Annotated in this window: 9 protein-coding genes; 2 read left to right on the top strand and 7 right to left on the bottom strand. The window is 57.5% G+C overall.

Annotated elements, in window-relative coordinates; translation table 11 throughout:
- Positions 1-38: 38 nt before the first annotated feature.
- The 7 genes from GWQ31_RS09380 to GWQ31_RS09350 all read right to left on the bottom strand — a co-directional run bounded on the left by GWQ31_RS09380 (position 39) and on the right by GWQ31_RS09350 (position 12,045).
- Positions 39-4,880, bottom strand: a complete 4,842-nt coding sequence (locus tag GWQ31_RS09380) for an NAD-glutamate dehydrogenase (RefSeq protein ID WP_275909201.1) — start codon at positions 4,878-4,880, stop codon at positions 39-41.
- A gap of 278 nt (positions 4,881-5,158) precedes the next feature.
- Complete coding sequence (locus GWQ31_RS09375) at positions 5,159-5,380, bottom strand: DUF2835 domain-containing protein (RefSeq protein WP_005315647.1); 222 nt, start codon at positions 5,378-5,380, stop codon at positions 5,159-5,161.
- A 113-nt stretch (positions 5,381-5,493) separates the two neighbouring features.
- Positions 5,494-8,118 (bottom strand): aminopeptidase N, encoded by a 2,625-nt coding sequence (gene pepN, locus GWQ31_RS09370; RefSeq protein ID WP_275909200.1) that lies wholly within the window; start codon positions 8,116-8,118, stop codon positions 5,494-5,496.
- A gap of 136 nt (positions 8,119-8,254) precedes the next feature.
- Positions 8,255-10,270, bottom strand: coding sequence for a carboxy terminal-processing peptidase (prc, locus tag GWQ31_RS09365; protein ID WP_275909199.1), 2,016 nt, complete (start codon positions 10,268-10,270; stop codon positions 8,255-8,257).
- Between the two features lie 8 nt (positions 10,271-10,278).
- Positions 10,279-10,911: an RNA chaperone ProQ gene (gene proQ, locus GWQ31_RS09360; RefSeq protein WP_017412180.1), complete on the bottom strand. Its 633-nt coding sequence runs from the start codon at positions 10,909-10,911 to the stop codon at positions 10,279-10,281.
- A 106-nt stretch (positions 10,912-11,017) separates the two neighbouring features.
- Positions 11,018-11,476, bottom strand: coding sequence for a GAF domain-containing protein (locus GWQ31_RS09355; RefSeq protein WP_005315627.1), 459 nt, complete (start codon positions 11,474-11,476; stop codon positions 11,018-11,020).
- Positions 11,477-11,586: 110 nt separating this feature from the next.
- Complete coding sequence (locus GWQ31_RS09350) at positions 11,587-12,045, bottom strand: hypothetical protein (RefSeq protein WP_005315624.1); 459 nt, start codon at positions 12,043-12,045, stop codon at positions 11,587-11,589.
- A 284-nt stretch (positions 12,046-12,329) separates the two neighbouring features.
- Here GWQ31_RS09350 and ccoN point away from each other — a divergent pair, with 284 nt between their 5' ends.
- On the top strand, positions 12,330-13,754 hold the full coding sequence (gene ccoN, locus GWQ31_RS09345; RefSeq protein ID WP_034523587.1) for a cytochrome-c oxidase, cbb3-type subunit I: 1,425 nt from the start codon (positions 12,330-12,332) through the stop codon (positions 13,752-13,754).
- Positions 13,755-13,770: 16 nt separating this feature from the next.
- Positions 13,771-14,385, top strand: coding sequence for a cytochrome-c oxidase, cbb3-type subunit II (ccoO, locus tag GWQ31_RS09340; RefSeq protein WP_005315614.1), 615 nt, complete (start codon positions 13,771-13,773; stop codon positions 14,383-14,385).
- Positions 14,386-14,390 lie beyond the last annotated feature (5 nt).

Genomic DNA, 14,390 nt, shown 5'->3' with positions numbered 1-14,390 from the left:
CTTAAAAAAGCCCCGGCAACTGGCCGGGGCTTTCGGGGTTATGCCGAGGTTCGGCAATTCAACTGGAGCAGGTTCAACTCTCGCAAGGCCACCGAGAACTTGGCGAACTCGTGGGTACTCGTGGTCTTGAAGTCGGCCAACATATGGGTCCAACGGGACAAGAGTTGCTCATGCTCCGAAATCCAGTCGGCCAGTATGGTAGCGCATTCTCCCTGCTCTTTGCACCCTTCCAGTACCACAGATGTGAGACTGCGTTGCTGCCAGTCCAGATCTTCACGGAACGATGCCCGTGCCATTGCCTGCCAGTGGTTACCCACCGGCTGATGGTTGATCTGCTCAAGGAACCAGTGCAGATCGAGCTTGGCACCGAGACGATAGTAGACATTGGCGGCACGCAGTATGTCGGTCTTGTGCTCAGCGGCAATCTGCGCCAGATCCAGGCTGGAGAAGAGACTGCTCATGTGAGCCACCTGACGGGCGATGGCATCCGGCACCTGCTTGGCCACCAGCGCAGCGACTGCCTGCTGGTGCTCTGCGACCTCGCTCTCGTCCATCACCTCGTAGAGGTGGGTCGCCAGGGTCTCGAACGCCGGACGGAAGAAAGCGATGTTCTCAGCGATGCTCCAGCTGCGATTGCGGGCACGCAGGAACCAGCGGGTAGCGCGACGCACTATGCGGCGGCTGTAGAACATCAGCTCGAGCTGGGTCTGGGCATCCACCAGGTTGTCACACCCTTCGATGTCACGCCACAGGGCCCCCAGGCCAAACACCTCACGGGCCATGGCGAAGCAGCAAGCCACTTCCGCCACGGAGGCACCGGTCTCGTCCTTCATCCGGCTGGCGAAGTTGAGCCCCATGTCGTTGACCAGCATGTTGGCCACCCGGGTCGCAATGATTTCGCCACGCAGCGGGTGCTGGGCAAGCGCGGCACCAAACTGCTGCTGCAACTTGGCCGGGAAGCTGGTGACCAGCATGTTGGCCAGGAAAGGCTCCTCGGTGATCTCAGGGCAGTTGAGCTGCTCCTTGAGCACCATCTTGCCATAAGCCACCAGCACCGCCAGCTCGGGTCGGGTCAAGCCCTGCCCTGCCGCCATCCGCTCGGACAGCTCCTCATCGGAGGGCAGGAACTCCAGCCCCCGATCCAGCTTGCCTTCGCGCTCCAGCCCCTGGATGAAACGTTGCTGCTCTTTCAGTTGCTCGGTGCCACGGAAACTGGTGACCGAGATGGACTGGGACTGGCGGTAGGCGTTGGTAATGACAATTTGCGCCACATCGTCGGTCATCTCATACAGCATCTGGTTGCGCTGCTTGAGGGTCATATCACCGGCAGCCACCAGCTGGTTGAGCAGGATCTTGATATTGACCTCGTTGTCGGAGCAATCCACCCCGCCCACGTTGTCGGTGAAGTCGGTGTTGATGCGCCCACCCTGGCTGGCGTATTCCACCCGGCCGAGCTGGGTAAAGCCCAGGTTGCCACCCTCACCGACGATGCGTGCACGCAGGTCGCGACCATTGACCCGCAGCACATCATTGCTGCGATCCCCCACTTCGGCGTCGCTCTCGCGGGCGCTCTTCACATAGGTGCCGATACCGCCGTTCCAGAGCAGGTCCACATTCAGGCAGAGCAGCGCCTTGATCAGCTCGTTCGGGGCCATGCTGGCCTTGTCGGTACCAAGCAGTGTCTGGATCTGCGGGCTCAGCTTGATGGACTTGGCCGAGCGCAGGAAGATGCCCCCCCCTGCCGAGATGAGGTCACGGTTGTAGTCATCCCAGCTGGAGCCAGGCAGTTCGAACAGGCGCTTGCGTTCGACGAAGCTCTTGGCGGCATCGGGGGTCGGGTCGATGAAGATGTGCATGTGGTTGAACGCACCCACCAGCTGGGTGTGCTCGGAGAGCAGCATGCCGTTGCCGAACACGTCGCCGGCCATGTCACCCACCCCTACGCAGGTGAAGTCGGTGGTCTGGCAATTGATGCCGATTTCACGGAAGTGACGCTTGACCGATTCCCAGGCACCACGGGCCGTGATCCCCATCTTCTTGTGGTCATAACCGACCGAGCCGCCGGAGGCGAAGGCATCGCCCAGCCAGTGGCCATACTCCTGGCTTATCTCGTTGGCGATGTCGGAGAAGGTGGCCGTCCCCTTGTCAGCCGCCACCACCAGGTAGTAGTCATCCTCGTCGTGACGCACCACGGATTTGGGCGGGATCACCTCGCCCTGAATAATGTTGTCGGTCACATCGAGCAGACCGCGGATGAAGAGGCGATAGCAGGCCTTGCCCTCTTCCTGGATAAGGGCGCGGGCGGCCCCCACCGGCATCTGCTTGCAGTAGAAGCCGCCCTTGGCGCCCACCGGCACTATGACGGTGTTCTTCACCTGCTGTGCCTTGACCAGACCCAGCACCTCGGTGCGGAAATCTTCCTTGCGATCGGACCAGCGCAGGCCACCACGGGCCACCTTGCCCCAGCGCAGATGCACCCCTTCCACCCGCGGTGAGTAGACGAAGATTTCGAATTTGGGCAGCGGCAACGGCATGTCGGTAATGCTGGCCGGTGCCAGCTTGAAGGAGATGTAGGGCTTGATCTGCCCAGCCTTGTCCAACTGGTAGTAGTTGGTGCGCAGGGTGGCGTCGATCATCTCCACAAAGCGGCGGATGATGCGATCGTCGTCCAGGTTCGCGACCTGATCCAGTTTGGCTGCCAGTTGATCATGGAGCTTGGCCTGTACCTTGGCATCTTGCTTGCTGGCAGGATCGAGGCGCTGCTCGAACAGGGTAAACAGCAGTTGGGCGATGTCAGGATAACGGGTGAGGGTCTCTTCGATATAGGACTGGCTGAAAGAGACCCCGGTCTGGCGCATGTATTTTGCGTAGGCACGCAGCACAGAAACCTGACGACCCGTGAGGCCGGCCCCCAGTACCAGACGGTTGAAGCCGTCATCTTCCAGCCCCTTGTTCCAGACGGCGGCGAAGGCTTCCTGGAAGCGCTGCTGGCTCTGCTCCAGATCAAAGGGCTGTTCACCGCGCAGCAGCATGGAGAAATCGAGGATCCAGAATATATCCCCTGAAGGGGTACGCACCTGATACGGGGTCTCACCGATCACCCGCAGCCCCATGTTTTCCAGCATGGGCAGCACATCGGAGAGGTGAATGGGCTCGGTGCGATGGAACAGCTTGAGGCGAACCCGGCGATCGTTCTCTTCTTCCTGAGCGCGGTAAAACAGCATGCCCAGCGGTTCGGCTTCGCTCAGATTGTCCAGCGCCATGATGTCAGCCACGGCAGATCCAGGCAGCACATCTTCTTTGTAGGCACGGGGGAAAGCGCTGCTGAAACGGCCACGCAAGGCATTGCCGCGGGCCTCGCCATAATGGGAGAGCAGCACGGAGTCGAGTCGGTCGTCCCAGCTACGGGCCGCTTCAATCAGGTTGTTCTGTACTTCGTTCACGTCCACATCCACGTTGTTATTGTTGACCCGCACTATGTATTGGGTCCGCGCCAGCACACCTTCGGAGAAGTAGACGTTGAACTCCACCTCTTCGCTGCTGCCGAAATATTTCTGCAAAATCTGCTGGGTCTTGACTCGCAGCGCCGTGTTGTAGCGCTCCTTGGTGACATAGACCATGCAGGAGAAGAAACGACCGTAGACGTCGCGGCGCACAAACAAGCGCAACATGTCCCGCTCCTGCATCTCCAGCACACCGAGACCGGTGGCCAGCAGCTCCTCTTCGCGAGCCTGGATCAGCTCGTCGCGGGGGTAGGTTTCCAGCACGTTGAGCAGCGCCTTGTAGGCGTGTGAACCCTTCTCATGACCGGAGGAAGCCATGATGCGTTCCAGCCGGTGGCTGATAAGCGGGATCTGGGTAGCACTGGTGTTGTAGATGGAAGAAGCGTAGAGACCGATGAAACGATCTTCCCCTACTACCTTGCCGTGCTCGTCAAAGCGCTTGATGCCGATGTAATCCACATAGGCAGGGCGGTGGACACGGGACTTGCTGTTTGACTTGGTGAGGATAAGCAGGTCGGAGCTCAACGCAGCATGGCGGGCGCTGGCCGGCATATTGCCAAGGCGCTGCCCCTCATCCTTGATGGAGTTCTTCATCAGGCCCAGGCTGGATTCCGGCAGCGGCAGTATCTCGTGATCGCCCTCCACCGCCTTGACGTCATAGCGGCGATATCCCATCAGGGTGAAGTTGTGGGCGGCCACCCACTTGAGGAAAGCCACACAGGAGTTGACCTCCTCCTTGCTGACCGGGTTCTTGCGCTTGGGCAGCTCGTCGATGATCTCGTTCAGGCGACCCAGCATGGGTTGCCAGTCCCCCACCGCCAGTGCCACTTCCCCGGCAACCGAGTTGAGCTCGGCAGCCAGCCCATCCATCTGCTCATCACCGGTCAGGTGATCGATCTCGATGAGGAAGGCGGTTTCGACCGAAGTTTGTCCGGCCGTATTGTCGAGATCCAGAATGGCGCTGATCTTGCCTTCGTTGCCACGAATAAGGTGCAGCGGCTGGTGCAGCATCATGTGCGCCGTGATGTTCAAACGCTTGAGTGCCATCCGGATGGAGTCCACCAGGAAGGGTGAATCCTGCAGTATGATCTCGACTATGGTGTGGGGAGACTGCCAACCGTGGCGGGTCAGCTCGGGGTTGTAGACCCGGATGTAGGGTTGTGTGCTGGTACGCTGGTTGAGCGCATTCCACAGGCTGAGCGCGGCGCCGTAGAGATCGCTGTCATTGCGATCGTGCAGATCGGTGCTGGCCATGTTGCCGTAGAACTTGGCAACGAAGCATTCGACCAGGGAGGCACTCTTCTTGGGCAACTTCTGATGGATCAGGCTGAGAACGTTTTCGAGCAGAACTGAGGTAGGGGCGTCTTTCAATGCCATTGCTATATTCCTTATCGGACGACATGAACCACCGACGGAAAGACATCCACCCTGGATGCCCACCGGTACAGAGTTGCTGCGAAGTGTAATGTCTTGGATCAAGGAAGGCGAGCAAAGGTGATAACGACTTGTTAAAAACAAGGGGCAGATCACGGCTTGAGCTGTGAAATATTTTGCCAATTTGGCAAAAAACAGAAAATCCCACTGGGTGATTACGGATTTACCGGATAGATAGTGACTGAAAGCAGATAATTACTCGGGATCCTGTTCGAATTTTGTTAACTTATGCGTTCAAGGCTGATAAAGCGATAATCATCCTGTGTTTTCAGCCGAAAATAGCCGTATACCCCACTGATAGTGACAAATGGCCGGATTTTTTCCAAGGCCAGCTCTATGGTGAGCCCCTGTTCGGTACGTACCACCAGCCGCCTGGCGTGCCCCTGATACATCAATAGTATGTCATCGCTACTGAGTGACAGCCGAAAGGTAAACTGCTTCAACACTGACTCCTTCTCGATAGCGCCCGACCATGATGCGGTCACTGCGGCGCCTTGCTCGATGGTGTTTTCAACAAAAAGGGCAGGAGAGCCAGGCTCCCCTGCCCCGTCAACACTTACTGCTGTAGTGCCTTGCTCACCTTCTCGAACAGATCCCGTGCCAGTCCGTCCAGGTTGAACAGCCGGAGCAGCTCTGCGCGGATCAGGGCCTTGCGCCCTTCATCCAGTCGCTTGAACTGAATGAGCGGTGTGATGAGGCGAGAAGCAACCTGGGGATTGACCTCGTTGAGCTCGATGAGGATATCGGTCAGGAAACGGTAACCACTGCCATCGATGGCGTGGAACTGCACCTGGTTGCTCATGGCAAAACTGCCGATCAGTGCTCGCAGCCGGTTCGGGTTGCGAATGCTGAAGGTGGGATGGGCCATCGCCTGACGAACCTCACTGAGGACATCGGTCGCCGGTTTGCTGCCCACCAGTCGCAGCCAGTTGTCCAGTACCAGCCCATCCCTGGCCCATTTGCCTTCAAAATCGGCCAGCAGTTCGGAACGGCACGGCAGCAGATAGCCGTTGGCCACCTGCAGCGCCGCCAGGGTATCGGTCATGTTGTCGGCATTGGCGTATTGCTGGCGCACCAGCGCATCAGCGTGCGCGGCATCCAGTGCCGCCAGATAACCGAGCACAACCCCTTTGAGCGCACGCTTTGCCATATCGGCATGCACCACCTGATAGCCTTGCAGTTGCAGGCTCGCATAGGTGGTTGCCAATCGAGCGCCGAACGCGGCGGCAAGACGAGCATGAATAGCATCCCGCACCTGATGGATGGCATCGATATCGGCCACCTCGAACAGCTCGGCCAGGGTAGCTTCCCCCGGCAGGGCAAGGATCTCGGCCTTGAGTGCCGGATCCAGCGAGGCGTCATCCAGGATGGCGACAAAGGCTGCCAGCAGGGTCTCGGAGACGTCGACTCCCTGCCCGTGCTGCACCTGCACAACCCCTTCCATCACCGCCTTGTTGATCAACATCTGGGCCGCATCCCAACGGGCAAATTCGTTGCGGGCGTGGCGCATCAGGAAGGCCAGCGCATCCTCGCTGTAGTCATAATGCAGCTTGACCGGCGCACTGAAGTCCCGCAGTAAAGAGGGAACCGGCTTGACTGGCACCTTATCGAAGATAAAGGTCTGCTCTGCTTCGAGCACGTCGAGCACCTGGCCTATTTCCTTGCCTTGATATTGCAGCGGGATGACGGCGCCATTTTGGTCATACAGCTCGATGTCGAGGGGGATGTGCAGCGGCAGTTTCTGCGGCTGATCCTGAGTCGGCGGCGTGTGCTGGCTCACATGCAGGCGATAGACGCCGCTGGCAGCATCGTACTCATCCGTCACTGTCAGCTCAGGGGTGCCGGACTGGCTGTACCAGCGGCGGAACCGACCGAGATCCACGCCAGAGGCATCTTCCATCGCCTGCACGAAATCATCACAGGTCACCGCCTGACCGTCAAAGCGCTCGAAATAGAGGCGCATACCCGCCTGGAAATTGTCTTCTCCCAGCAGGGTATGCAGCATGCGGATCACTTCCGACCCTTTCTCGTAGACGGTCAGGGTGTAGAAGTTGTTCATCTCGATCACCACATCCGGGCGGATGGGGTGGGCCATGGGGCCGGCATCTTCGGCAAACTGCGGACCGCGCACGGTGCGCACATTGTTGATGCGGTTGACACCACGGGATCCCAGATCGGAAGAGAACTCCTGATCCCGGAACACCGTCAGCCCCTCTTTGAGGCTGAGCTGGAACCAGTCGCGGCAAGTGACCCGGTTGCCGGTCCAGTTATGGAAGTATTCGTGACCTATGACCCGCTCGATACCGTGGTAATCGCTGTCGGTGGCGGTGGCCGGGTTGGCCAGCACGAACTTGGAGTTGAAGACGTTCAGCCCCTTGTTCTCCATGGCGCCCATGTTGAAGAAGTCCACCGCGACGATCATATAGATGTCGAGGTCGTACTCGAGGCCAAAGCGCTGCTCATCCCAGCGCATGGAGTTGATCAAGCTCTCCATGGCGAAACCGGCTCTGTCCAGGTTGCCCTTGTCAACGAAGATCTCGAGGGCCACCTTGCGGCCGCTCTTGGTGGTGTAGTGGCTGCGCTCTACATCAAAGTCACCGGCCACCAGAGCAAACAGGTAGCTCGGTTTTGGGAAGGGATCCTGCCACTGCACGAAGTGGCGACCGCCATCCAGCTCACCGCTGTCGACCTTGTTGCCGTTGGAAAGCAGGAAGGGATACTTGGCCTTGTCGGCAGTGATCCGGGTGCTGTAACGGGCCAGTATGTCGGGGCGGTCCAGATAATAGGTGATGCGGCGAAAACCTTCAGCCTCGCACTGGGTGCAGTAGGCATCACCTGACTTGTAGAGTCCTTCCAGCGCCGTGTTGGCGGCAGGATCCAGCAGGGTAACTATGGTCAGCACACATTCGGCCGGCAGGTTGAACAGGGTCAGGGTATTCTCCCCCTGTTCGTACTCTTGATAAGGCACGCCATCCACGCTGACACTGTGCAGTGAGAGCCCCTCACCATCCAGTACCAGCGGCTCATTATGTTCACCGTTACGGCGCAGACGGGAGATGGCGGTGACCTGGGTCAGCGGCTCCTGCAGTTGAAAGTCCAGATCGATGCTGTCGATCCAGTAGAGCGGAGCCTGATAATCCTGGCGATATTTGGCCGTCATGGCCTGGGAGTGATCGGTCATTATTGTTTGCTTCCACGCTTGTAATTGACGTGTCAGAGGCTGTCACAACCGGTTGGCAGGGTCAAATAGTTTGCATTCAGCCAAAAGAAAGGGCGACCTGAGTCGCCCTTGTGTACCTGTTATTGCCAAGCCAACGTCAGCCTTGTTTGCTGAGTTTGGCCAGGTCCGCCGTGATATTGGCCGCTTCGATCAGATACTCGTCGGGGGCTTCAAAATCTGCCGGCAATTCGTCGAGACTCTTCACCGCAGGTTTGCCAAGGCGTGCCAGACGTTCGTTGGTGCGCAACAGCGCCTTCTCGTCCTGCTTGGCCTGCTCTGCCAGACGTTCCGCCTCATTGAGGGAGACAGACTTCTTGTCCTGCTCCACCTTGTAGTCGGCGATGTCCTGCATCACATAGGCAAACTCGGGATCCTTGGCGATCCGTGCCTCGTGGGCCGTTTTCAGCTTGGGCAAGAGGCTGGTGAAGTTACCGAGTTTTTCGTAACTGGCCGAGGCAATCTTGTCCCAGGGCAAGGCGTTGAACTCGCGACTTTCACCCGTCTCATCCGGTGCTACCGCAGTGGGGAAACCGATGTCGGGAGCGACGCCCTTGTTCTGGGTGCTGCCACCGTTGATCCGGTAGAACTTGGCAATGGTGTATTGCACGTGACCCAGGGGCTGCTCGTAGAAGTCATAGACCTTGGCGAGGCTGCGATGCTGCTGCACTGTGCCTTTGCCAAACGAGTTTTCGCCGAGGATCAGGGCGCGACTATAATCCTGCATGGCAGCGGCAAAGATCTCGGATGCAGACGCGCTGTACCTGTCGATCATCACCGACATGGGGCCACCGTAATAGATGTTGCCATCGTCATCGCCATTGACCGTGATACGGCCCATGTGATCACGAATTTGCACCACGGGCCCGCCAGCAAAGAAGAGACCGCTCAGGGCAGAGGCTTCGGTCAACGCACCGCCGCCGTTGCCGCGCAGATCGACGATCAGGCCTTCGATCTTCTGCTTGTTGAGGCTGGAGATCTCCTTGATCACGTCATCGTGCAGGTTGACGTAGAAACTCGGGATTTCGAGCACCCCAATTTTCTTGCCTTCCGCTGTGATCACTTTGGACTTGGCGGCCCTGTCTTCCAGGCGCACCTTGTCGCGGGTCAGCTCGATCTGCTCGGTCTTGACGCCGGCGCCCTTGCCGCGCTGGATCTCCAGCTTGACCTTGCTGCCTTTGGGTCCCTTGATGAGCTCGACCACGTCATCAAGACGCCAGCCAATCACATCGACAATCTTGCCATCGTCCTGCCCTACCCCGGTGATCTTGTCATCGGGTTTGAGGTGGTTGGACTTGGCAGCCGGGCCACCCGGCACCAGGGAGCGAATGACGGTAAAGTCATCCTCTGCCTGCAACACGGCTCCGATGCCTTCCAGCGAGAGGTTCATCTCGGTATTGAAGCGATCGGCACTGCGCGGGGAGAGATAACTGGTGTGCGGTTCGATGGCACGGGCGAAGGAGTTCATGAAGAGCTGGAACACATCCTCGCTCTCGGTCTGGGACATCCGCTTGATGGCGTTGTTGTAACGCTTGCCAAGCAGCTCCTTGATCTCGGGCCACTCCTTGCCGCTGAGCTTGAGGCTCAGGGCATCGAACTTGACCCGCTGGCGCCACAACTCGTTGAGTTCGCCTTCATCTTTGGGCCAAGCCGCCCCTTCCCGATCAAAGAGGTAATTGTCGGGCTGGGTAAAATCGAAAGGGGTATCGAGCAGTTTGAGGGCGTATTCGAACCGCTCATAGCGCCGCTGCTGACTCAGATTGAACATCTCGTAAGCAGGCGCCAGCCGTCCTCTTTCGAGATCGGTGTCAAAGCCGTTACGGTACTTTTCAAAGCGGCTGATATCAGAGGCCAAAAACAGGTTTCGGCTGTAGTCCAGATTCTCCAGATACTTGTCGTAAATCACGGAGGAAAAGGCATCGTCCAGCTTGAACTGCTTGTAATGCGAGCGGGTAAACAAATTGGCAATTCGCTTGCTAGCCGTAGCATGTTGGCTCTCTTGAGCCAACACAGGCAAATCACTTTCCTTGAGCACCGGCTCGATGGCCTGTGCAAGCCCGGCAAGCGCCAGGCTACAGGCAACGAGGGAAAAACGAATTACGCCATGCTTCAACATTTGTCTCCTTAGAGAACCAGATGCTCAAATTTGACCCGCAGCATCATGCCGGTCTGCAGTTGGACCTGAACGTCATCCTTGGTCACTTCCTTGATGGTCGCCGGCACCGGAGACTTGCCCAGCACGACCCTGACACCCTGATCCACTTTCAGATTGGCGGCATCGACCTTCACCAGAGGCGCATCGGCAACGACTGCCTTGGGTGCGGCCTTGGGCTTGTCAGATTTGGCGGCAGCATCGGCCTTGCGCGGGGCAGGACGACGGGGCTGCTTGGCCTTCTCTTCTTTATTGTTGGTGCGACGGCTGGCAAAGACACGCTCTTTGCTCTCTTTCAGCGCTTGCTTGGCGTGCTCGATGTGCTCTTCGGTGAGCAGCTCGCCCGGGTTGCCGTCCAGATCGACACGGGCCTGGCCGGCTTTGAGGCCATGCAGGTAACGCCAGCTGGAGGTGTATTGACGCAGTGCAGAGCGCAGCATGGTCTTGGAGACTCTGGCATCGTCAGCGAGACGCTCGGCCAAATCCTGGAAGATGCCAATCTTGAGCGGCTTGGCCTCTCCTTCAGCGATGAAGCAGGCCGGGAACTTCTCGACCAGGTAGGCAACGATCTCTTTACTGTTCTTCAGCTTTTCAGTGTTTTCCATGTATAACCTTGGCTTTCATATAAACGCGCGGGTACGCCCGAGCACAACACAACAAAGGCCCCATTATAGAGAGCTTGGGGCCTTTTGCGAACCATCTAGCAATGACTTAGAGCATGCTTTCCAATATTTGCACCGTTTCTTCGAGTCCAATCCGGTCTTTCTCATCAAAACGGTTAAAAATTGGACTGTCTATATCGAGCACGCCGATGATCTCGCCACCACGGCGCACCGGGATCACGATTTCGGCATTGCTGGCACCATCGCAAGCGATATGCCCTTCAAATTGATGCACATCGTCAATGAGCTGGGTTTTACCCTCAGCAACCGCAGTGCCGCATACCCCACGCCCGACCGGAATACGCACGCAGGCCGGTTTGCCCTGGAAGGGCCCGAGCACCAGAGTATCCCCCTGCAACAGGTAGAAACCCACCCAGTTGATGTCGGTCAGCTCCAGTGCCAACAAGGCGGAGAGATTGGCCAGATTGGCAATGAGGTCCGGCTCCCCTTCCAGCAGCGCCTGCGCTTGCTGGTTGAGTCCGCGATAAAATGCTTGTTTTTCAATCATGATTAAATGAACTTCACTCCTTGATAATCTGTGCAAGGTAACGCCCTGCCTGAAAATTTCAAATCAATTTTCACTTCAACCCCATCCTCTTCTTTATTAAAGAAGAGGATTTAGCGGGCAACCGAGAGCGCCAGCTGCTGGCGCTGGCCATTGCTCCACTCGATATTGAGCTGCCAGATCATCATCGCCGAGGTACAGGATCCCACCATGGTCGTCCCCTGCCAGCCAGTGCTTGTGGACTCGAAACTGAGCGGTATGGTGCCCATGAACATGTCCCGTCCCTCCAGCCAGGCTTTTACCGGTTTGATCCCCGGATCCCCGCCCTGAAGCAGTATCATGAAGTCATGTTCGGCCTGTACCGGCAGCGACGCGATACTGACGGTCAAGGGTTTGTCACCCAGAACAGTGCTGCATGAGGTGTGAGACAGATCGCAGATTTGATCTTTTTCTGATCCGGCCACCTGGGCCTGCCCCCCGCCAAACCAGGTTCGATAGGCAACCAATCCGAGCAAAATAGCCAGGACGATCGCCAAGTGCACAATTTTGCGTGAAGTGAGTCTCTCTTTCATGAAAAAACAACCTTTTAAGATGCCTGAAAAATGACATTTTCGTGATCTCGCGCAAGGTAATTTATTAAGCAGGCGGGACCCGACGGAGCCAAATATATCACTGTTTATACTGTTATTTTACCTGTCGGTTCAGTATCATTCCCATTGAATTTTCATTTAGCTACTTTTTGCTTTTCCTTTCATTAACAGTTGTTAACAAGAGGCAGAGCAGTAGCCAATGATGTCGGTCCATGTCACTGGACACAAAAATCAAACAACAGCAGCATCGGAAGCGGAATACAACGATGAGCCATATAACTAACCATCCTGAGTACAACTACACCGTTGTTCGCCAGTTCACCGTCATGACAATTGTCTGGGGAATTGTCGGCATGTCGGTTGGCGTACTGATAGCAGCCCAGCTGATCTGGCCTGCCCTCAACTTCGACACTCCCTGGCTGACTTACAGCCGCCTGCGCCCTCTGCACACCAATGCGGTTATCTTCGCATTTGGCTGTAGCGCACTGATGGCGACCTCCTTCTATGTGGTGCAACGCACCTGTCAGGTCAGACTGTTTGGAGGCAAGCTTGCCTCCTTCGTGTTCTGGGGTTGGCAGGCGATTATCCTTTCTGCCGCCATTTCGCTGCCGATGGGATTCACCTCCGCCAAGGAGTACGCAGAGCTGGAATGGCCGATTGATATTGCCATCACAGTGGTCTGGGTTGCCTATGCCGTGGTCTTCTTCGGCACCCTGGTCAAGCGCACCACCTCCCATATCTATGTGGCGAACTGGTTCTTCGGCGCCTTCATCATCACGGTTGCCGTGCTGCACATCGTCAATAACATGGAAGTGCCGCTTTCCGGCATGAAGTCCTACTCCATGTATTCCGGTGCCATGGATGCCATGGTGCAGTGGTGGTATGGCCACAACGCGGTTGGCTTCCTGCTGACTGCCGGTTTCCTTGGCATGATGTACTACTTCGTGCCCAAGCAGGCGGGACGTCCGGTTTACTCCTACCGCCTCTCCATAGTGCACTTCTGGGCGCTGATCTCCCTCTATATCTGGGCCGGTCCTCACCATCTGCACTATACCGCCCTGCCTGACTGGGCTCAGTCTCTGGGCATGGTGATGTCCCTGATCCTGTTCGTTCCCTCTTGGGGTGGCATGATCAACGGCATCATGACCCTGTCCGGTGCCTGGCACAAACTGCGTTATGACCCCATTCTGCGCTTCCTGATCGTGTCCCTGTCGTTCTACGGCATGTCCACCTTCGAAGGCCCCATGATGGCGATCAAGACAGTCAATGCCCTCTCCCACTACACCGACTGGACAGTGGGCCACGTTCACTCTGGTGCCCTGGGCTGGGTTGCCATGGTATCCATCGGTGCCATATATCACCTGATCCCGAACCTGTTCGATCAGGGCCGCATGTACAGCATTCGCCTTATCAACGTGCACTTCTGGCTGGCGACCGTGGGGACAGTACTCTACATCGTTGCCATGTGGATTTCCGGCGTGATGCAGGGACTGATGTGGCGTGCAGTCAACGATGACGGCACCCTGACCTACAGCTTCGTTGAAGCGCTGCAGGCATCCTATCCCTTCTATTTCGTGCGCTTCCTGGGAGGCTGCTTCTTCGTCACCGGCATGTTGCTGATGGCCTACAACGCCTACCGCACCATCTCTGCGCCCAAGGGTTCCCTGGAACCTGTCGCCACGCCCGCATGATTGAAGAGGTCAACCCATGAGCAACAATAACCGTCACGAGATCTTTGAAAAGAGCGTACCCATGCTGGTGGTCGGCATCATCTTCGCCATCAGCCTGGGGGGGCTGGTTGAAATCACCCCGCTGTTCTTCCAAAAGCAGACCACTGAGCCGGTGGAGGGCCTCAAGCCCTATACCGCCCTGCAGATGGAAGGACGCGACATCTTCATTCGCGAAGGCTGTACCAACTGCCACAGCCAGATGATCCGCCCGTTCCGGGCCGAAACCGAGCGTTACGGTCACTATTCGGTCGCTGGTGAAAGTGTGTGGGAGCACCCCTTCCTGTGGGGCTCCAAGCGTACGGGTCCGGACCTGGCCCGTGTGGGCGGTCGTTACTCTGACGACTGGCACCGTGCTCACCTCATCAACCCGCGCGATGTGGTGCCTGAGTCCAACATGCCTGGCTACCCCTGGCTCGATACCACTGTGATGACAGGTGAACTGACCGGCAAAAAGCTGGCCCTGTTCCGTGATCACTTTGGCGTGCCCTACACAGAGGCCGACGTGCAAGGTGCAGGCGACGCCGTGAAGGGCAAGACAGAGCTCGATGCGCTGGTAGCCTATCTGCAATCACTGGGTCATGCCCTGAAATAAGGAGT

It is taken from the genome of Aeromonas sp. 2MA4, assembly GCF_029237305.1.
Classification (GTDB): domain Bacteria; phylum Pseudomonadota; class Gammaproteobacteria; order Enterobacterales; family Aeromonadaceae; genus Aeromonas; species Aeromonas salmonicida.
Note: the sequence above shows the minus strand (reverse complement) of the source record. Positions and strands in the feature narration are given on the sequence as shown.